Consider the following 21,804-nt stretch of genomic DNA (forward strand, 5'->3'; position numbering starts at 1 on the left):
AGTCATCACCTCCTTTCATTGCATTAATTAGTCCGTTCCTTTATCAGACAAATTCCTTAGATCAATTTCAATAGAATAGATTGTTCCTTTAGAGGTGAACAGCGCCGTCACGTCTGGAGAACTCGCTTTGGTGAACGTTAAGGTATCGAACCGGTATTCGAGCTTGGATACGTTATATTCAGCCAAGTCCACATTCATCCATGCTTTTGCTTGTTTCACGGCTTCCTCACGAATGCTGTCCAGCTCAATGGCTTTTGTTTTCTCAACCAAGTCACGATATTTATTTTTATCTTCCACTTTATTGAGTTGATCCGACAACGGAAAGGCTAAAACTCTTGTGATCTGATTCGTATTTTTTTGTACATCAATGAGGATAGAACCCTTTTCGGTGTTGTACACGAACTTATATACGGGGTTTTGATTGGGTCTCAGGACCATTCGACTCACTGACCGTTTACTCTGTTTAAAATCCCCAATTTTATTAAAAATGTGATCTGCTGCATCTTTTGCTGCATCTGGAACCTCGTTCTCTCCAATCGGTTGTGTCGCATAATACCAGTTACCTTCGTCAAATTGGATGGATCTGTTTTCGTTTCGTGCCTCTATGTGAAAGATGTCCTTCTCATATTCGAACATAAGCACATCATGTATTGCTTCTCCCTGGGGGAAAATCTCATTCCAAATCCTCTGCAGCTGGCTTTTGAACTCTTGATCCTCAATGTCATCGAAGCGAATCATACCCGAATGAAATTGTTTATTCCCATCCAAGCCTTTTACATAAAGTGTATTCGCCTTATCATTTGGATTTACTTTCATTTCTGTGGCAAACGGATTAATATATTCAAGCAATGATAACCGCTCTATGGTTTGAGCCATGACAGGAGTTAGAGACACACAAAAAGCAATCGATGCCGCTGCGATGACTCCCACTTTTCTCGTAAAGAATGGCTTTGGTTTTGACTCGCCTTTTGATTCAAGTTTTTCTACAATCTGTTGACTCATGCTGTGTTCTGGCGTTTCTGTATCGCGAATCATTTGCTCCAATTGGTGAACACTTATCGTTTTAGATGGATTTGGTGATCGACGCATTCACTGTTCCTCCTTCTTTAACTTCCTTCGTCTGCAGTTTTTTGCGAAGGCGTTCATACTTTTTGCGCACAGTGGCTGGCTTCATATTCATGATTTCACTAATCTCGTTAAAGTTATATCGATGAATTGCACGGAGAACGATTATATGTCTCTCTTCGGTAGTCAGTAAGTTCAGAAAATCCTTCAGTGTCGTTTGACCGTCTAATTGCTGACTCGGATTCTCAGGTTGATCATATTTGTAACGATCTATAAAACGAAACCACCTTTTTTTGCTCCTGATTTGATTCAGACTGTAATTGTAGGCAATTTTGTACAGCCAGGCCGAGAAAGTCATATTGGGACGATACTTATGTATCTTTTCATACACTTTAATAAATATTTCTTGCAGCGCATCCTCGGCTTCTTCCTTGTTTTTGAGAATATGATAACAATAGATATACATTGGTTTTTCAAAGATTCTTATAATAGAAGCAAAAGCTTCCTTATCACCAAGCTTAGTCCTTTCGACCAGCAACTCTATTTCTTCTGAGTTTGATTTAGCTTCTCTATAGTCTTTTTCCAAAAATCTTACCCCCTCCCGCCTACACTCTTAAAACACCAAAGCAGCTCATTTTGTGACAACAGCGTTAAAATAATATTTGGTAACATCATCGTGCCCGACCTATAAAGTTGTGTCTCCTGTCTTACAATAAAATATGAATATGCTCTAGATTATGAGGCTTCGCTGCAGCTGATATGCTTGAGCATCATTAGAAGAAAGCGATAATCTTGCTCTATCTAGTTTTCAGAGAATGTTAAGAGCTCCATGATATCTTTGAGATTATAATGCAGTGGAGAGGATGAATTGAACATGCATCAGAACCCGGGGGGCTCTTTTCGAAAGAAGGTAAAAAAACGGGGATGGATTCAAACGACAGCGATAATACTGGTCGTACTACAGCTGTTCGGTCTGTTCGGATTATCAGGCCGTTCCTGGGCCGATTCCGTTAGCTTTGCTGGAGGAAGCGGTACGCAAGATGATCCATGGTTAATTGCAACACCGGAACAGCTTGACAATATTCGGACACTTCAGTATCCCACCGACCATCCTGATTATTTCTATCATTATTACAAGCTGATTGCAGACATTGATCTGGATGTTGCCCCTTACAATCAAGGAGCAGGATGGACAGCGATCGGAACCAGTGGAGCACCCTTTACAGGAAGCTTTGATGGAGATGGACATATCATTTCCAATATGAAGATTAATCTTCAAGACGAAAGATATAAATTGCGTAACGGTTTATTCGGCGCAACGAAAGATGCCACGTTTCGAAATCTTGGACTAGAAAATAGTGTTGTGAGCTCAGGCTCGAATTTTGCTGGCAGCCTTATCGGTGAAGCGATTAGCAATACCAATATCATCCAGGTATATGCGATAGGTTCTGTTCGGGCAGATAATTCTGCAGGCGGACTGATCGGTCTGTTAAGCGGTCCTACAACTATAGAAGATAGTTATTTTATGGGTAGCGCAGAAGCAAGGGTAGGGGCAGGAGGGTTAGTCGGATCGACTTGGGGCGATCCTTTGCAAGTGAAACAATCCTATGCTGCAGCTGAAGTTAAAGCACAAGTTACTGTTACTGCTGGCGGCTTAATTGGCGATGATGGAGGTAAAGACGCAACTATCACATCATCGTACTACGATCAAGAAATTTCGGGCATAAGCGATACCGGGAAAGGTCAGCCTTTAATCTCTTGGTTGATGAGACAACAAGAAACTTATAGCGACTGGAGCTTCGCCAATCCTGGCATCTGGTCTATAGATGAGAATAAAAATGATGGTTATCCTTATCTGAGCTTCCAGCACTTTACGGACATTCCGACCACTTGGACGGACATCACCGGTAAGGCAGAATTAAGCAGACCGCTTGGGATTGCGATAGATAGCCTCAATAATCTGTATATCGCCAACTACCAAAGCAACAAAATAATGAAATATTCCAATGAAACAAAAGAGTGGACGGATATTACGGGTTTGGAAAGTTTTAATTATCCGACTGGCGTAGCCGTGGACAGTCTTGGAAATGTATATGTAGCAGATCGCGGGCATTATAAAATAAAAAAACTGCCGGTCGGCTCTTCTGAGTGGCTCGACATCACGGGGACGGAAAGTATAAATGCGAATGGAATAGCTGTCGATAACGCAGACAATTTATATGTTGCAGACGTTTATGGTAAAATAAAGAGTTTATTGAAAGGAGAAGAAAACTGGGTAGATATCACTGGTACAGAACCCTTCTCTACTCCATATGACATAGCCATTGACGGTAACGGTAGTATTTACGTGACAGATACAAGTACACATAAAATTAAAAAACGGTCACGTGGAGCAAGTGGGTGGATAGACATTACAACTAGAGGAAACTTTTCCAACCCGGCATCCGTAGCAGTGGATAATACAGGAACGGTGTATGTAGCCGACGCAAATACCAACAAAATCAAAAGATTGAAAAACGGTGCAGTACGATGGGAGAACATTACTGGATCGGAAAGCTTCCTTAACCCTTATGGCATGGCCACCGATCGTTTCAATAATGTATATGTGACAGATTTGGAGCATTCCAAACTTAAAAAATTATCCATGACACCTGCAGCAAGCCCATCTGGAGGGATCGTAACATCAGGTACAACCGTCACACTGACAATAGGTATTGATGGAGCAACCATCTATTACACAACTGACGGCACTGAACCAACGATCAATAATGGCACGATATACAGCAGTCCTATCCCTGTCACAGATGGTATGACCATTAAAGCCATTGCTATCAAAAAAGGCATGGAGGATAGCCAGGTAATATCGGAAACGTACACCTTCAAGCAACAGGCTGGAAAACCAACTGCTGATCCTGCTGGCGGTGCTGTAGCACCGGGCACTACGGTTAAGCTGACTTCGTCAACCGATGAAGCAACGATTTATTTTACAACCGATGGCACGACACCAAGCATGGACAATGGTACGGTGTATGTTGAACCGATTTCCGTTATGGACGACATGACCATTAAAGCGATGGCTGTAAAGCAAGGAATGGATGATAGCGAGGTTATGACTGAAAATTACACGATCACGCACCAGGCTGAGAAGCCGGCAGCTAGTCCTGCTGGCGGGGATGTAGCGGAAGGTACAACGGTAACGTTATCCTCGGCTACGATTGGAGCAATCGTCTATTATACAACGGATGGTACTATTCCAACTGAAGATAGTAGTAATAACTATGTTGAACCGATCCCCGTGACAGATGGCATGACTATTAAAGCGATCGCTGTCAAGCCAGGCTTGAAGGATAGCGAGGTTATGACGGAAACTTACACCATCACGCAACAGACCGGAAAGCCGACAGCCGATCCTGCTGGCAGCGCTGTAGCAGCAGGCACTACCGTTAAGCTGACTTCGTCAACCGATGAAGCAACGATTTATTTTACAACCGATGGCACGACACCAAGCATTGACAATGGTACGGTGTATGTTGAACCGATTTCCGTTATGGACGACATGACCATTAAAGCGATCGCTGTCAAGCCGGGTATGGAGGATAGCCAGGTGATGACGGAAAGTTACACCATCATGCAACAGGTCGGAAACCCCACTGCCGATCCTGCTGGCGGTGCTGTAGCACCGGGCACTACGGTTAAGCTGACCTCAACAACCGATGAAGCTACGATTTATTTTACAACCGATGGCTCGATACCAAGCATGGACAATGGTACGCTCTATAGCGGCCCCATCCCTGTCACAGATGGCATGACTATTAGAGCCATTGCTATCAAGCCGGGCATGGAGGATAGCCAGGTGATGTCGGAAAGTTACACCATCAAACAACCTAACGTAGAGCCTGGAGGGAATTCATCTGGCGGCACGGGATCTGGAGGATCTACAGGTGGAGCATCCAATTCACCTAGCACTCCAGCGAGTACCGTGGCTCCAAACAACAATCAGGGTTTCCCTATTCTAGTTGAAGGAAAGCAACAGGAGGGCATTGCATCAGCGTCCTCCACAAAAGAGAACGGAAAAACGTTGCTTACTGTGAAGGTAGATACAAGTAAACTGACAACACAGCTTGCCAAGACTGAAGACAAGCCGGTTATTGTCATCCCGGTAACATCAAAAGAAGATAACGTGTCCACCATGTTGACAGGAGATGCCATTAAACAGTTGGAGAACAAACAGGCTACTCTGGAAATTCGTACACCAGCAGCCAATTATAATTTGCCAGCCGCCGAAGTGCTTATCGACCAATTGGCTAAACAGTTAGGACAACAAGTGAAGCTTGCAGATATTACTCTTCATGTGGACATTGTAGCCAATGACTCTGACAAGTCCGCACTGATAAATAATGAAGCAAGCAAAAAAGGTTTTACTGTCGTCGCGCCTCCTGTTGATTTCACGGTTACTGCCTCGTACGATAACAAAACAATAGAGGTTAACAAGTTCGGCTCTTACGTTGTAAGGGAAATCGCTCTTCCAGACAGTGCCGATCTGAACAAAATCACGACTGCCGTGGTGATGGACGATAATGGAGCAATTCGTCATGTGCCAACGTACGTGACGACTCATGGCGGTAAGCATTACGCTGTTGTGAATAGCTTGACCAATAGCGCGTACTCACTCATCTGGCATCCAATAACCTTCTCTGATGTAGAGTCTCATTGGGCTAAAAATGCCGTGGACGATATGGCGTCCCGAATGATCGTTAATGGAGTGGATGCAGCCCATTTCAACCCGGACGCCGCCATTACACGCGCTGAGTTTGCTGCGATTATGGTACGTGCGCTAGGCTTGCCTGAACAGACAGGCAGTGCTCCGTTTAACGATGTATCTTCGAGCGATTGGTATGTCGGTGCTGTAGCTCGGGCTCAGCAATATGGGATCATTCAAGGCTATGCGGATGATATGTTCCACCCATCCCAGACGATCACCCGAGAAGAGGCTGTCGTTATTCTGGAGAGAGCAATGCGAATTACCGGCTTGGAGAACAAGGTTTCAGCGGCTGCGCCGGATAATGCGCCACCAGCATTTAAAGATGCTCAATACATTGCTTCATGGGCTAATAGCAGTATTGTTAAAGGTCTGCAAGCGGGTCTGATCACAGGTAGAGCAACTGGAGAATTCTCTCCAAAAGCTTCAATAACTAGAGCTGAGGTAGCTGTAATCATCCAGAGACTAATGACAAAGTCAGGACTGATCTAATCCCCTGTTCGATAGACTAACAAAAAACACATCCTAACCCGGCTGTTGCCGTTAAGGATGTGTTTTTAATTTTCCCTATAAGAATCCAGGTTTTTATAAGTGCAATCCGATCACATTTTAGTTTATGAAGCTTTCGCTGCAACTGCTTTTTCAATGAACGCTTTAGCATCATTCATCGAAAGACTTTGCTTAGGCTCCAGCATTTTTTTGTCTGTTGCCGTGAAGATGCCTTTATCAATCAGTTTAGCCATCGGTTTAACTGCATAAGAAGATACCTCTTTGTTATCTTCAAAAGCGGCCATAATCGTTGCCGCATTAGCCTCGGATGCCGGGCTGTTCACGAGTTTTGCCAAAATGGTTGCTGCCTCTTCCCGAGTAATATTACGCTCAGGATAGAAGTTGCCACCGTATCCTTGAATAAATCCGGCTTTGGAAGCTTCTGCAATGGCATCAGCATATGCAGCATTAGCAGCAACATCCTTGAATGCAGGTGCTGCAGATACGGCGTCAAGCTTCAACATATCCGCGAGTGCAGTGACAAATTCAGCACGAGAAATAGGTTCATTGTTTACTGGAGCCGGTGTTTCTGTTGGCTCTGTAGCTGCTGCCAGGTTTGTGATACGTCCTTCTTTTTTGGCTTGAATCTCGCCGCCTTTAAATGTATCTACGATGTACTTGTAGAACACATCCAGATCAATCGGGCCTGCCAGGGATGACTTCGCATCCAGCAGCACTTTGTAGTTATCTCCACCCGCAGCCATAAAGTTGTTGACTACAGCCGTGTATGATTTGTTTGGATCAACAGGGGTGCCGTCTTCCAAGCTCAAGCTTGTTACACGTTCAGCCACCGGTTTGCTGAAATCAGCAGTATATTTCAAACCGGCAATTTGCAATGTTTTGGTGTTCGGTGTGCCGTCTGCATTCGTGCCCCATTGCTGCTGCAGCAATGTTTTCACTTGTGCACCCGTCAGCTCCAGCTTCACCAGTGTGTTCCCGAAAGGCTGGATTTTAGCCAGGTCTGCAAAAGTCACATCCCCTTTTGGCAGGTCTGCACGGATACCGCCTGGATTCATAAACGCAAAGTCAGCCTTGCCTGCTTTATCTCCAAAGTCCGCTTGACGCATTGCATCTGCAATCAGATTGCCCAGTGGAGCTTCGTTATTGTAAGCATCTGTACGCAGTACAGATCCATCTGTTGTACCTACTGGCTTGGTCAGCTCCGGATGCTTGTCCAAAGATTTTTTAATAATAGCGAGTGTCTCAGGGTCTTGCTTCACACCTTCTTGGAACGTTGTTGTCACCGTAGCTGATTTCTCCGTTACATCCCCGGTAGCCGGGTCAATCATCAGCTTGATATCTTCAAATGCTGTACCATAGGAGTACGCTTGTACAATCAATTTTCCATTCACTTCACCGTTCGCCAGAGCGTGGTTATCACCAGCAACGATGACATCAACAGGAGAATCTGCTGGCAAAGCTTTCGCCAGATCAGCCGCTTCCCCGGTCGTTACACCTTCTTTGGTGGAAGCTGGATCATGTGCCAGAACGATGATCGTTTCTACACCTTGATCCTGCAATTCTTTAGCATATTTATTAACGGCAGTAACCTCTTCTTCAGCACTCAGGAAACGCACGCCTGCAGTACCTGATGGAGACACTTTGTTTGGCGTGGACTTGGTTACAAGTCCGATGAATCCGATTTTAACACCGCCGACTTCTTTAATGACATACGGTTTGATCAGGGGTTTGCCTGTGGACGTTTCAATTACGTTTGCATTCACATAATCGAATTTAGCCCCGGCATGGGTTACTTTGCCTTCTTTGGGATCAAGACCGCCGAAGATTTGTGCCTTCAATGCTGCAATCCCTTGGTCGAATTCGTGGTTACCCAGCGAGCCCACATCAAAGCCCATCATATTCATCCATTCCATTGTAGGCTCATCGCGGTCAAGGGATGAGACTGGAGCAGATGCGCCAACAGAGTCTCCGTTGTGGAACAGGATAGAGTGCTCATATTTCGCACGAGCTTCTTTGAGATAGGTTGCTAGAATTGGAGCCGATCCTGCCTTTTTGTCACCAACGATAGACGTTGTATCCAGCTGGCCGTGAAAGTCATTGATTCCAATCAAGTGTACCTCTACATCTTTGCCTGCGGCAGAAACCGAACCTGCTCCGCCAAATAATTGTGTGAGTAATAATGCAGTAGCAGCCACACGAATGGTGCTTTTCCCCAGAACTTTTTTCCAAGACATGAGTAACATAACCCCTCTCCAATTTCGAATCCTGAGATATTTTACCACAGTTCAATTCCCAAAAGTCATAGATTCTATAAAATTGGTGTAAAAATTTTAAAAAAAATGATAGACCTCTTGATATTGATATATATGTATTTTATATTTTCAAGTTGATATAATGGAATAAAATGTTATATATTCTAGCTTTTGATCTTCTATTAAAGGAGGTGACCCTAGAGCACTGTACATATGGTTTTCCCATTTGTGGCCCCTGGCGGATGTGTTGATTGCTCTTTCACCACTCCTAACCGAACGCTTTGCTGCATTACGCAATAGACCGTAAGCGTTTATTGTACTACGCATCTTGCTTCATTCATTCTAAGGAATATAGGAGTGTGTCCGATGAAAAAGTTGATTTTCTCCAAATCGTTTCGTGTTTTTATCGCCTGCTTGCTGATTCTTGCCTTTGCCGTACCTGCAACAGCTTCCGCAGGTTATCTTGGTGATAAACTCCTGATCGGCCAGAGTATGCAAAGAGGAGACTATCTGCTGTCCCAGGATGGTCGATTTAAAGCCATTTTTCAGGATGACGGAAATTTTGTAATCTATAAGAACGGTTCTGCGATCTGGAGCAGTAATACCAATAAGAACGGAATCACCACATTCACCTTTGAACAAGAGCGCGGGAAACCTGTTATCCATGGATATGGGTCAAAATGGCAGACGGTATATCAGTACGGCTATCGCTGGGGGCTCAATCCAGCCAACGGTAAATACGAATACTATTGGGGATACGGTTTTGATAACGTTCTCGTATTTGACGTCACTAAACAGGTAGATGCCTGGATTGCCAATACAGAAGCATGGATTCCAGGCCATCACGGAAGCACGCTGCCAGTAAATACACCAGGTGATACTCTCGTCATGCAAAGTGATGGTAACCTGGTGCTTTACAACAACACCCTCACCAACGAATATTATCCGAATAGCGGAATTCCTGTCTGGGCTTCTAATACGAACGGACGCTAATTTAAGCGACATAGTTATACCAGACAACTCCAATTCAAGCGGTAATGAACAACACAAAATGAGCCTTGGAATAAGCTGATAGCTTCCAAGGCTCATTACATACATCACACAGATCAGACCTGTCCCTATATTCCTGTTTTCCGTGCATCAGTGCAAGTGTGTTTCTATTGGTTACCTGCTTGCCCGCGAAGCTTCAGGAACACCTGATAGCTGCGCTCGGCACAGGACGATATAGACACGGGGTCGAACCCGACCAGATCGGCATAGAGCGTATCATGCAGCGGAGCAGTCCAAGACTCTGGCAGCTGTGCTGCACCGAGACGTGCACCCATGATTGAACCAACCGTGGCTCCATTACAATCTGTATCCATCCCGCCATAGACAGAGGTCACGACCGCTTTCTCAAAATCATTGCCTGCATACACCAGCGATGCTGCAACCAGCGCCGCATTGTTGTTCGTGTGCACGGCATCATAATGGCTGAACGTATCCCAGATTCGGCTAACCAGTTCCCGTTCACTGCGGGCCTGGAGGCCAATCTCCACACCTTGCAGCACATCTGCTGCCAGTCGGCTTGTTTGTGGAATTTCGCTCAGTCCAATTTCCACAATACGCTCACTGCTATTTTCAACAAACGCCGCTGCGATCATCGCAGCATTCAGCATCTCGCCATAAATGCCGTTCTTCACATGAGAGAAGGAAGCATCCCGCCACCCGAGTTCAGCAGCCAGCTCTGGCCGCCCGGCTACACCGTAGGCCAAGCCGTCAGCGCGAATGGCAGCGCCAATCCACTCACGGTATGGATTAAGGTGCATGCGTACACGCTCCTGACGCTGTGCCCAATCGGCAGGTTTATCCGATTTCAGATGCGAGGTCTCCTGGGCAAAATTCATATAGCTCTGTGTCTCAGCCGTACACACCTGACTGTATGTCAGGCGGCGATGCCACAGCTTGCCAATATCCCACGAATCCCAGTCCAGCCCCTTTTCCTCCAGCAGAAGAAGGCCCAGAAGGGTATAGCGGATATCATCGTCACTCTCCATAAAACGGATTTTCTCTCTTACACTCAAGGGACCCAGCTCCGTCAAGCTCAAGCCATATTCCTGCTCTGCGCTCGAATGCTCAGGGGTATAACCTTGAATCGGCCAAGCACCCGCTCCCTTGAACCACAGCTCAATATTCTCCCAACCCGGACGCCCGTCCTTGCCATATAGATAATCCGGGTGCTCCAGCGGCTTGCCGAGTGCACAACCGACACTTCGTCCGAGCCATGCTCCGTAGAACTTGTCCCGCCATACCTGCTCGCTCCAGTTCGCCTCAAGCACACGTGGTCCATCCGGGCGTAAACGGCGAATATCCTCAAGACTTGAAGGCTCTACATAAGGAAAATCAGCTGACACCTGAAGCTCCATGAGTTCCTGGTACAATAACATCAGCTTGCTCTCGTCATGCGCGGCTGCTTCCCACTTTTGCATAAAACCCTGTGTATCACAGCCCTCTTCGCCACGTTGAATGACCTCCAGGCGCACCGTCTCACGCAGGTCTGTCCAGCCAGCCATCCTAAGATTCTCCTTGAGACGCTTGTTGTACATATCGGGCGTCTAGAATCGCGAGTGCATCAAAGAGAAGACGAATAAAGGCATCACGGTCGACATCCATAAGCACGTTCACGTTGGGCTGCCGATCGGTCTTCGTCCGCAAGTCGCCCACCGTCATACCGCGTGTATATATTCCCTGCGTCTCAACCGTGACATCCAGCATTTTGCTCTGGAACAGCTGCGGCTGCAGCAGCCAGGCAATTGCGCACGGATCGTGCAGTGCATTGCCGTGATATCCCATCTTTTTGCCGAAAATAGAATAGAAGTCCAGCAGCTCTCCCACCAGAACAGAGACCGGTCCGCGTGTTTTCAAAGCCTCAATCTCATCATCGAAAATAGCCGCTTTATCCGTCACATCAAGCCCGCTCATTGTGATCGGAATACCCGATTCAAACACGATCTGAGCCGCTTCCGGGTCCACATAGATGTTAAACTCCGCAGTACGGGTCACATTCCCATAGGCAATGCCTCCACCCATCAATGAAATGCCGGCAATACGGGATTTCAGCTCAGGATAGGCACGAATCAATGTGGCAATATTGGTCAGCGGGCCAATCGGCACAAGGGTAACGGGCTCATCCGAAGCGAGCAGAATCTCGCGAATAAACTCAACCGCGCCCGTCTCTATGGGACGAAAACGGCTTGGCGGCAGCACAGGGCCATCCATTCCCGATTCCCCATGAGCCTCCTCACCCGTCACCAACGTGCCAAGCAGCGGCCCCTTTGCTCCCTTCGCTACCGGGATATCCGTGTCTACAAAGCTGAGTATTTTGAGCGCATTATTCGTAATTTTCTCTAATGTCTGATTCCCGCCTACGGTAGTAATGCCTTTGATCTGCAGCTGCTCCGGGTGGGCGAGCGCCAGCAGTATAGCGATAGCGTCGTCATGACCCGGATCACAGTCAATAATAATAGGTATCGTCATAAGTCTCTCCTCAGTTCGTTTTTTGGGCCAGCTTGCGCCGTTTTTTGCGTGTCTCGGCAATCGCATATACGATCAGGCCGACAACCGTAGCTACATATGGCAGTGTACCGATAAGCTCCGCGGGAATTTTAAGCACCTGCAGTGCATTGGCCAGTGCCTCCGCTCCCCCGAAGAGCAGTGAGGTCAAGGCTGTGCCTACCGTTGTACTGCGTCCCATAGACTCCGCTGCGATTGCAATCCAGCCACGTCCCGCAATCATATCTCTGGTGAATAGAGACAGATATCCCATCGACATATATGCCCCGCCCAGGCTGGCGAAGAATCCACTCAGCAGCAGCGCGGAGTACTGGATTTTCACAACACTGACACCAACGGATTGCGCTGCGTGCGGATTCTCACCGACTGAGCGAATCTGCAATCCGAGCGGAGTACGTTTTAACAGGTAATACACAGCAATGACAGCCAGTATGGATACATAGGTCAAAATATGATGTCCCGACAGGATCGGACCGAGCACCGGAATGTCCTGCAGCAGCGGAATATCTATGCTTGGCAGCACCTTGCTCGGCAATGACGTCGATGATCCTTTGTCACCACTCAGCAGGTAAAGCAGAAATACCGTTCCGCCTGATGCAAACATATTGATCGCCACACCGCCGAGAATAATATGGGTTTTGAATTTTAATGTGAAAAAAGCAAGCATCCCGGCAATCGCCGTACCCGATAACACTGCACCTAGCAATCCGATCCAGGCATTAGCCGTGTATGAGCTGACAACAACCCCCGCCAGTGCGGATACCAGCATAATACCCTCCATTCCGATGTTGATGATCCCTGCCCGATTGGAGATCAAGGCACCTAATGCCGCAAACAGGATTGGTGTCGTTACCCGCAGTACGGAGAATGCAAAGTCAGTCGTTAAAATAACGTTCAGCAGGCTATTCATGGAGCTTGGCCTCCTTCAGCAGCATGCGATTCTTCCAGAATTTCAGGAATTGCTCCGCAGAGATCAGCAAAATGATGACCGCTTGAATGATCGATATCATCTCGGACGGCACATCGGACAGACGTGCCATCAGATCGGCCCCGATTCGGATGTAGGCCAGGAAGAGCGCTGCTCCGATCACGGATAACGGATTATTCTTCGCCAGCATGGCAACCAGAGCGCCGTCCAGTCCATAGCCCGGCAGTGCGGTCCATTGGAAGCGATTATACATGCCCAGCACCTCGACCGAGCCACCCATACCCGCGATAAATCCTGCGATCAGATGCACCAGAATGATAACCTTCGCTGTCTTCATGCCGGAGTAACCTGCAAAATCACGGTTGGCTCCTGTCATTCGCAGCTCATATCCCCATTTGGTGTGATACATAAAATAATGAGCAGCAACAATCAATACCAGTACAATAATGAGTCCAGTATGCAGACGTGTTCCCGGCAGTATTTTCGCAAGCTGTGCAGTCTCGGCAAATTTATAGGATACATTGGAGAACGCCTTGGCATCTCTCAGATGATAATTGAGCAGGTACAAACCGATACCAAAAAAGATGCTGTTAAACATCAATGAGGTAACGAGCTCATTGGCATTCCACTTGGCTTTCAAATAACCCGGGATCGCGGAGAGAAGTGCACCGACAATAGACCCCGCCCCGATGGCCACGATCGGATGTATGATTCCATTCATGCTTAGATGAATCGCCAGCACTGCCGCCACGATCCCTGAAATGTAGAAGATCCCCTCTGCGCCCAGGTTAAACATGTTGGTTTTAAACAGAAGGGACACCGATAACCCTGTAAACATAAGAGGTATCGCCATTTCCACCACGTTGCCCATACGGCTTAACGTCGACAGCGGCTCAAACAGGAAGATACGAATCGTCTCCACAGGCTGGCTGCTGACGAGCGAAATAATAATAAATGCAATGGCGAGCGATATAAGAATAACGGCTGCTGTACGGTATACTTCAAAATACTTTAATCGCATCATGGAGATGCCTCCTCCTCATACTGCTCCTGCTGCCGGCGAATACCAAGCATGTAAAGGCCCAGCTCCTCTTCACTAACGCTGGAAGGTGAGTCCAGCCGTGCTGCAATTTCGCCTTCATACAGCACGAGCAGTGTGTCACTCATCTCCAGAATCTCATTCAAGTCTGCGGAGACAAGCACGATTGCACAGCCTGCATCCCGCAGCTCCAGCAGCTTCTGATGTATAAACTGCGCTGCTCCAATATCTACCCCGCGCGTAGGTTGTTCTGCAATGAGCAGTAACGGACCGGTGGAGCATTCACGTGCAACGACCACCTTCTGCATATTGCCACCAGATAACATGCCGATGGGCTGTGACGGGCCGGAGCACCGAACCTTGAATTCCTCGATCAGAGAACTCGCCAGCTTCTGAATGGATGACATACGCAGTAGCGGCCCTCTATTGAGCGACTTGGATCGATACTGGGTGGAGATCAGATTGTCCGCAATACTTGCCTCACCAGCGGCACCCTGCCGCATCCGATCCTCAGGAATATAAGAAACACCAAGACCGCGAATCTCACGGATACCTAGATTCTGAATATCTCTGCCCTTTACCTCGACCTTACCGCCCGCCAAACGACTCGTCAGACCTCCGGTCAGTGCTTCCACAAGCTGACTTTGCCCGTTGCCCTCTACACCCGCAATTCCGACGATTTCACCTGCACGAACGTTGAAGCTGATGTTCGACAGCAGTGACTTGCCTTCCGCATCGACTGCGCCCAGCTGTTGTACAGACAGAACAGGCTCTCCATAATTGTTCTGCGTTTTGTCATACTTGAGCACAACATCCCGTCCAACCATCAGCCTTGAGATTTCCTGCTCCGACACATCTGCAATGTTGAATACACCTTCTGTGCGTCCGCCCCGTAAAATGGTAATGCGATCGCAGATTTCCTTCACTTCCTTCAGCTTGTGCGATATAAAAACAATCGTATGACCCTTCTGCTTGAGCAGCTTCAGTTCCCGGAACAGCTCCTCCGTCTCCTGTGGCGTCAGCACAGCCGTAGGTTCATCCAGAATGAGTATTTCCGCACCGCGCAATAGCGCCTTCAGAATCTCGACCTTTTGCTTCATGCCAACGCTTAAATCCTCTACCTTGGCACGGGGATTAACGCTCAGGTTATATTTGCGGGCCGTTTCCTCTGTCATACGAACCGCTTCCGCGTAATGAATGCCGACTCCACGTCTTGGCTCCATGCCAAGCACCATATTCTCGGCAACGGTGAAGGAGGGAACAAGCATAAAGTGCTGATGCACCATACCAATTCCGAGCGCAATCGCTTCTTGCGGATTGCCCAGCTTGATCTGTTTTCCTTTTAACAAAATCTCGCCTTCACTCGGCTCCTCCATGCCAAACATCATCTTCATCAGCGTAGATTTGCCCGCACCGTTCTCTCCCGCGATGGCATGAATCTCTCCCTCCTGCAAGGAGAACTGTACATTTTGGTTAGCGACCACCCCATTGGGGTATACCTTCGTAATATTACGCATTTCCAACAGCGCGCCGGACATGGACAGACAACTCCTCTCTACTGGCAGTTTGCACAAAAAATGTACAGCGGAGAATGCAGCATATTGCATCACTACATCTCCCGGCTGTACAGCATTAATGTCAAATATCTCTCATTTATGAAAATGAAAAGCTTATGGCTTCACACTATTACGAATCGCTTCAATCTCGGACGTTTCCATGCCCATTGCATTGGATACGTTAATTTCTTTGTTTTCAAGCTTCTTCTTGATCTCTTCAACTTTAGCCTGCAGATCAGCAGGGAATACACTCTTATAGATGTCATTCTCTGCAATGCCTACTCCGTTCTCGACAAAGCCCATTACCTGACGTTTTCCTGTCCCCAGCTTGCCATCCTTAGCCTTGGTTACTGCTTCGAGAATGGCTGTGTCAATCTTTTTAATCGCGGAAGTAAGGATCAGGTTGGCTTTTTCAGGGTCTGTATCTTTCAACAGGGCAGCCTGGTCAGAGTCTACACCGATGGCATATCTGGATTTTTCCTTCGCGGCATCAAAGATACCCAGTCCTGTACCCCCTGCTACGTTGAAGATCACGTCAACTCCCGAGTTATATTGAATAAGCGAAAGCTCTTTACCTTTGGCCGGATTGACGAAATCACCCGCATAGGATACCGCAACCTTGATTTCAGGATCTACGTATTTTGCACCTTCAATGTAACCTACGAGGAAAGCGTTGATGCCCGGAATGTCCATGCCCCCCAGAAAACCGATGACGTTGTCCTTATTTGCATTTGGCATGTCCGATTGGGTAGCAAGTGCGGCAACAGCACCTGCCAGGAAGGATACTTCGTTGGTAGAATAGGACATATTATAAACATTGGCTGGAGCTTCCTCGATATCGGTATCATAGTTAATAAACGTTTTGTCAGGGTACTGCTCAGCAGTCGTATTGAACATCTCTGTAATCTCCGAGCCGCCAGATATAACAATGTTCCAGTCCTCGGCAGCAATATCGTTAAACGTTGGCTCCCACTTGGTTTTGTCTGTACCCATCTCAATGACCTTGGTCTGGGCACCAAGCTCCGACTTGACCATCTCCAGTCCGTGATTGGCAGCGTCAAAGAAGGATTTATCGCCCAAGGTACCTGGAATCAACAGCACAACCTTCAGTTGATCGGACTGTTCGCCGCCTGAGCCAGCTGTACCCGCTTCTCCTGTCGTCCCTTTCGTACTACCACATGCAGACAGCAGCAGTAACAAGGCGACCATACAAATTACGAATGCATTCTTTTTCATCTTCTTTACTCACACCCCTGTTTGTTGTTAAAATCATTGATAATCTGTAGTGCTTACAGCCTAGCTTTAATAAATTGGGAGCTTCACAACCTGATTTTGAATTGTAATGCGTTTTCTTTACAGCAATAACCGAACGTATAAACGTTTAATTTCGTTTAACATTCGTTTATGAGTATGATCATAACAAAATTCAGCGTTGATATTTATCTGATTTCGGTCACTTTTTTGTACGATTCGGCTAAATGTCGAAATTAGGGGGAAAGCAATAATGGATCAAGTTCTATATGTTGTCAGAGCCGAACATGCCAGGTTCACGCATATCATCCCTCATCACCACGAATGTTATGAGTTGATCTACTATTTTAAGGGAAATGGAACGTCCATGATTGGAGAGCACAGCTACCATTTTCAGGCTGGTACGTATGCGCTCATCTCTCCCCATCAGCAGCATGATGAGGATCACCGCGGGGATGCGGAGGTGCTTTTTGTTGGCTTTCAGACCGATCTGTCCGAGATTGGAGAGCTTCAGGGCATGCATCAGGATGACCGGGAGCACAGCATCCACAACTACATGCTGCAGCTGAACACCGAATATACAAGACGTGGTGAGGGTGCACAGGATTACCTGAACGACCGTCTGCATCATATGCTGCTTCACCTGCTGCATCGGGGCGGTAACAGTATGTATCCGCTGTTCTCCGGGGACCGGCTCCAGCATGTGCTTGCTTATATGAACGAGCATTTTACACAGCGGCTCTCCATTGAAATGCTGGCAGACATGTCGGGCTACAGCTACGACCGCTTCCGGCATCTGTTCAAGGAGAAATACGGGGCCTCCCCTTCCCGCTATATGCTCATCAAACGCCTAGATTACTCCAAGCACCTGTTAGCCAGCACACAGATGTCCATCTCAGACGTCTCCGCCGAGTCCGGTTTTGTGAATGATGCCCAGTTCTGCAACATGTTCAAACGAGAAACCGGCATAACGCCGCGCTCTTATCGCAAAAGCTTGCAGCTTAAAAGCAATTAAGCGCCACCGGAAGGCAAAAAAGCCGAATGCCCCCGCCAAGGGAACATTCGGCTTTCTTTATTTTAGACGACATGATGAGATTTGACCTCTCTTATTGAACTGCATTACCATTGGTGCTCTTGTTTTTTTGGCGTAAATCCTCGTTTTTCTCCGCGAAACGATCGTTGTGAGAGGAAACACCGGCCATCTTGGATTCGGTAGGGTCAATGTACAGCTTGGCACTGTTTACCGCATGGACTGCATCATTAAACGCGCCTGCGATCAATCGGATTTTACCCTCATTCGTAACAATATCCCCCGCTCCAAAAATGCCTGGAATGCTCGTACACATCTGAGGTGTAACCGTAATGCCCCACTCTTCCGAAGCTAATCCCCAATTCAGAATGGCCCCGCCAAAATTACGCTCAAACCCATGGTTGACAAGCACTTCATCCACATCAAGCCTTATCTCTTCCTGTGAATCCACATGCTGCAGTGTGACATAATCAATTTGATTATCCTGACCATGCAGGCGGGTAACGACATAGGGAACATAAGTGGTTGCTACCGATTTCATGCGGGTTACCGAGGATTCAAAAGCACTAAAGTCATCGCGTCTGTGAACGACATATACTTCCTTGGCCAGATCCGCAATTTCAATAGCCCAATCTACTGCTGAATCGCCTCCACCAGATATAAGCACACGCTTATCCTTGAACCGATTCAAGCTCGTAACCGTGTAATGAAGGTTGCTCAGTTCATAGCGATCTGCACCTTCCACGGTTAATTTCTGAATGCGCGTAATGCCCCTCCCGGTTGCAAGAATAATGGTTTTGGTATAATGCTTCTCTCCCGTGTTCGCCGTAAGAGTAAATATACCGTCATGCCCTTTATCCATGCCTACCACTTCTTGTCCATATACGATTGTCGGATCAAAGGTTGTGGCCTGTGTGATCAAGGAGTGAATGATGCTTTCGCATCGTACAGGCTCAATCCCGCCAACATCCCAGACCATCTTCTCCGGGTACGTTCGCATAAATCCACCAAGCTCATGCTTTGCTTCGATTATTTTTGTCCGCATCTCGCGCATTCCGCTATAGAATGCCGCATACATGCCCGCAGGGCCGCCGCCAATAATGATTACGTCATAGATATCACGCTTCATCTATTTCACCAACTTTTCTACGAGATAATCCATGAATAGCGGGTATCCGACCAGACCTTCACCATCTACAAAATCGGCAGTTTTGAGCGGGTACACCTGTCCTTTTTTCACGGCATTCATCCCCTGCCACAGCGGACTGCTCTCCAGATCCTTCATAGACTGCTCACTGCTGTAATTTTGCATCTGACGTTGTTCCACGAAAATATAATCCGCATCCAGCTCAGGCAGCACTTCCAGGGAGATTGGTGTGAACCAGTCATGATTATCCTTCAGTTTGGTTGGTATGTTCAGTCCTAGCTTATGGTATAACATATCGCTGCCAGGGCTGTCCTTTTCCTGGCCAAGCACGCGATATTGCTTCTGTTCTACACGAATGACGAGAATTTTGGCATCACCGATAGAATTGTGAAGTTTTTGTTTTGTGTCTCCGATCTTGTCAATGTATTTCTGGAGCGCAAGCTCCGCTTCCTTCTCTTTTCCAAAAAGCTTACCCAGTGCAGGAACGTATTCTTCAATCGTTATACCCGCATCAACCGCAACTGTGGGTGCTATCTTGCTTAGCGCCTCATACTTTTTGGCATCAATGGCTGCACCCTGCGCAATAATGAGATCGGGTGATTCCTCGATGAGTAGTTCAAAGTTATCCTCGTACTGTTCTACTTGAATCATTTTCACCTGATGTTCGTTGAACAGCTTCGGACGATATTCAGGCTCGATCTCTTTAACAAGCGTAACTGCGTTCGGGATGACACCGATTTCGATCATGTTTTCAGCATAACTGGGACTGAGAACCAGCATATTTTTAGGCTCCACCGGAATCGTGACCTCGCCGAAAGCATCTTTGACCACACGTGTTGCCGGCTCCCCTTTTGTTCCTGCCACACTGGCTTCCGTTCCACTCTCTTGAGTGGTGTTGGTGTTAGAGCAAGCTGTTAGAGCAAGTGCAGTTAATGTTAAAACAATATAAAGCATTGTTCTTCTGATTGTTCTCATTACAACTATAACCCCTTTTCTTTGATTTACAATGATAATGATTATCACTATCAAATTATAAGGAATAATGAGACAACCTACTATAGCGTAAAGTGCCCTAAACAGTGGATTATTGTGCTGTCGGCTCTACGCCGCTAGAGACTTACCTAACTGCCTAACATGGCTTGCTCAATCTGCTGCATAATCTTTCTTTTTCCAAATACACTGCAATTGTTAATCCATAGACCCGTATCCACATAGAAGACTCGATTGTTCGTTACAGCATCCAGAACCCCCCACTGCTCACTGCCCTGTAGATTCACCAGACTGAGGTCTGCACTGTAATAGTCCATGATGCGCTTCTCCACAAACAAATACGCAGGATTGGCTTCAGCTAATTGTTGTAATGAGCATATGTTGAAGCTTCTCTCGTTTGTCCGAAATGTCTCAGGTATGGGCAAGCCTAGCTCCTTATGTAACAGAATGGCCGTATCGCAGGAGGATTCACCGACATACCGATAACCCGACTCTTCTACGCGCAAATAAAGCACAGTGGGTTCACCCTTGATATGACTGTCGATTTTATCCTTTAGCGTGTCTACCCGCTCTTCTAACTCTTGAATAAGCTGGCTCGCCTGCTTCTGTCTGTTCAACAAATGCCCCAAGTAATGAATAAGCGAATTCAGATCTGGGGGCAGATTCGTGATTACGGGAGCTACAGCGCGCAGTTGTTGTTTCGTCTCCTCCGTTAAATGTTCACTAATAATTAAATCAGGCTGGATCTGCGCAATACGATCCGGTTGGAAAACATACTGAGGCATCTCGATCAGGCTCACACCATAATGCTTAAACATATCTTGCTGATACTTCGGCGTTAAGGAGCTTATCACCGTCACACCATGGGGAATTACACCTAAGCCGATGGCAATCTCAGCGTGTGCCGCCGAGAGAAAGCATATTCGATAATCTGCAATGGAGTGCATGAATTGTTTTGGCGCTTTGCCCACGAACCGCTTGAACTGTCGATTAAAATATTGGGCATCATCAAAGCCTGTTTTTTTGGCTACATTTTTAGATAAATCACCTGTAGTTAACAGCATTTCTTGCGCACGGAAAATACGATAACGAATCAAATATTCCATCGGAGTTTTGCCATATAACTGCATGAATTGCCTGGAATAATATGCAGGACTGTATCCGGCAATCGCCGCAAGCTCTTCTCGGTTGATCGACTGATTATACTTTTGCTGCATATGTACAAGAGTACGCGCCAGCCTCTCTTCCAGTGTGAATTCTTCCGGTCTCCGTTCTTCCTTTAACTCTTTGAGCAGGTTGTACAAAATAAATTGTTTCATCGTTACACTTAACTCATCGGCTGCTGCAGCTTTATGGAGTGCGATTCGCGTATCGCTCAAGACGGTTTCAGGTATTTTCTGCACAGCATACCCGGCCTGTGTATTTACACTGTACATGCAGGGTGTATTGGTTTGGATATCATACATTCGAAAGCTTATGAAGTAACCGGAAAAATCCATATGATATGTATCGGTCAGCTGGATAACTGAGCCTTTCTCCACAACGATTACATGGCCATAGACCATATGCTCTTCCCGCCCATTCATGGATAGTGTAGCTTGTCCATCCGTCACCAATAGAAGAGAGGTGTGCTCCAATTGCAGACGGGGATGTTCGCATAGTACGTTCATCAAATCCATAATATCGATGCATTGTGCTAACATGTCAGGGTGTATATCAAGCATG

The 21,804-nt window shown here is 46.9% G+C and carries 15 protein-coding genes; 3 read left to right on the forward strand and 12 right to left on the reverse strand.

The window, feature by feature from the left end; all coding sequences use genetic code 11:
* Nucleotides 1-27 precede the first annotated feature (27 nt).
* Nucleotides 28-1,089: a hypothetical protein gene (locus IEW26_RS22370; protein ID WP_188593969.1), complete on the reverse strand. Its 1,062-nt coding sequence runs from the start codon at nucleotides 1,087-1,089 to the stop codon at nucleotides 28-30.
* Nucleotides 1,064-1,651, reverse strand: coding sequence for an RNA polymerase sigma factor (locus tag IEW26_RS22375; protein ID WP_188593970.1), 588 nt, complete (start codon nucleotides 1,649-1,651; stop codon nucleotides 1,064-1,066). The genes IEW26_RS22370 and IEW26_RS22375 overlap by 26 nt, the downstream gene beginning before the upstream one ends.
* A gap of 288 nt (nucleotides 1,652-1,939) precedes the next feature.
* Between IEW26_RS22375 and IEW26_RS22380 the strand changes: the two genes are divergently transcribed.
* On the forward strand, nucleotides 1,940-6,316 hold the full coding sequence (locus IEW26_RS22380) for a chitobiase/beta-hexosaminidase C-terminal domain-containing protein (protein WP_188593971.1): 4,377 nt from the start codon (nucleotides 1,940-1,942) through the stop codon (nucleotides 6,314-6,316).
* Between the two features lie 122 nt (nucleotides 6,317-6,438).
* Here IEW26_RS22380 and IEW26_RS22385 read toward each other — a convergent pair whose 3' ends face one another.
* Nucleotides 6,439-8,568 (reverse strand): 5'-nucleotidase C-terminal domain-containing protein, encoded by a 2,130-nt coding sequence (locus IEW26_RS22385; protein ID WP_188593972.1) that lies wholly within the window; start codon nucleotides 8,566-8,568, stop codon nucleotides 6,439-6,441.
* Between the two features lie 384 nt (nucleotides 8,569-8,952).
* Between IEW26_RS22385 and IEW26_RS22390 the strand changes: the two genes are divergently transcribed.
* Nucleotides 8,953-9,579: a hypothetical protein gene (locus IEW26_RS22390; protein WP_188593973.1), complete on the forward strand. Its 627-nt coding sequence runs from the start codon at nucleotides 8,953-8,955 to the stop codon at nucleotides 9,577-9,579.
* Between the two features lie 164 nt (nucleotides 9,580-9,743).
* On the opposite strand, the gene IEW26_RS22395 is transcribed toward IEW26_RS22390, so the two are convergent.
* From IEW26_RS22395 to IEW26_RS22420, 6 genes are all read right to left on the reverse strand, one after another.
* Complete coding sequence (locus IEW26_RS22395) at nucleotides 9,744-11,138, reverse strand: ADP-ribosylglycohydrolase family protein (protein ID WP_188593974.1); 1,395 nt, start codon at nucleotides 11,136-11,138, stop codon at nucleotides 9,744-9,746.
* Between the two features lies 1 nt (nucleotide 11,139).
* Entirely contained in the window at nucleotides 11,140-12,102 is a 963-nt protein-coding gene (locus IEW26_RS22400) for a nucleoside hydrolase (RefSeq protein WP_188593975.1), read from the reverse strand.
* A gap of 10 nt (nucleotides 12,103-12,112) precedes the next feature.
* Nucleotides 12,113-13,048: an ABC transporter permease gene (locus tag IEW26_RS22405; RefSeq protein ID WP_188593976.1), complete on the reverse strand. Its 936-nt coding sequence runs from the start codon at nucleotides 13,046-13,048 to the stop codon at nucleotides 12,113-12,115.
* Entirely contained in the window at nucleotides 13,041-14,090 is a 1,050-nt protein-coding gene (locus IEW26_RS22410) for an ABC transporter permease (protein WP_188593977.1), read from the reverse strand. Before IEW26_RS22410 ends, IEW26_RS22405 begins: the two co-directional genes overlap by 8 nt.
* Nucleotides 14,087-15,643 carry an ABC transporter ATP-binding protein gene (locus IEW26_RS22415; protein ID WP_188593978.1) on the reverse strand — a complete coding sequence of 519 codons (1,557 nt, stop codon included), beginning with the start codon at nucleotides 15,641-15,643 and terminating at the stop codon, nucleotides 14,087-14,089. The genes IEW26_RS22410 and IEW26_RS22415 overlap by 4 nt, the downstream gene beginning before the upstream one ends.
* 132 nt (nucleotides 15,644-15,775) lie before the next feature.
* On the reverse strand, nucleotides 15,776-16,897 hold the full coding sequence (locus tag IEW26_RS22420; RefSeq protein WP_188593979.1) for a BMP family ABC transporter substrate-binding protein: 1,122 nt from the start codon (nucleotides 16,895-16,897) through the stop codon (nucleotides 15,776-15,778).
* Nucleotides 16,898-17,165: 268 nt separating this feature from the next.
* Between IEW26_RS22420 and IEW26_RS22425 the strand changes: the two genes are divergently transcribed.
* Nucleotides 17,166-17,927, forward strand: coding sequence for an AraC family transcriptional regulator (locus IEW26_RS22425; RefSeq protein WP_111269790.1), 762 nt, complete (start codon nucleotides 17,166-17,168; stop codon nucleotides 17,925-17,927).
* A 91-nt stretch (nucleotides 17,928-18,018) separates the two neighbouring features.
* Here the strand turns inward: IEW26_RS22425 and IEW26_RS22430 are convergent, their stop codons facing one another.
* From IEW26_RS22430 to IEW26_RS22440, 3 genes are all read right to left on the reverse strand, one after another.
* Complete coding sequence (locus IEW26_RS22430; RefSeq protein WP_188593980.1) at nucleotides 18,019-19,071, reverse strand: NAD(P)/FAD-dependent oxidoreductase; 1,053 nt, start codon at nucleotides 19,069-19,071, stop codon at nucleotides 18,019-18,021.
* The gene (locus IEW26_RS22435) at nucleotides 19,072-20,064 is read right to left on the reverse strand and encodes an ABC transporter substrate-binding protein (protein ID WP_188593981.1); all 993 of its coding nucleotides are present in this window, start codon (nucleotides 20,062-20,064) and stop codon (nucleotides 19,072-19,074) included.
* 146 nt (nucleotides 20,065-20,210) lie between these two features.
* Complete coding sequence (locus tag IEW26_RS22440; RefSeq protein ID WP_229729980.1) at nucleotides 20,211-21,803, reverse strand: ABC transporter substrate-binding protein; 1,593 nt, start codon at nucleotides 21,801-21,803, stop codon at nucleotides 20,211-20,213.
* Nucleotide 21,804 lies beyond the last annotated feature (1 nt).

Origin of the sequence: Paenibacillus silvae, assembly GCF_014639235.1 — a bacterium.
Lineage (GTDB): Bacteria > Bacillota > Bacilli > Paenibacillales > Paenibacillaceae > Paenibacillus > Paenibacillus silvae.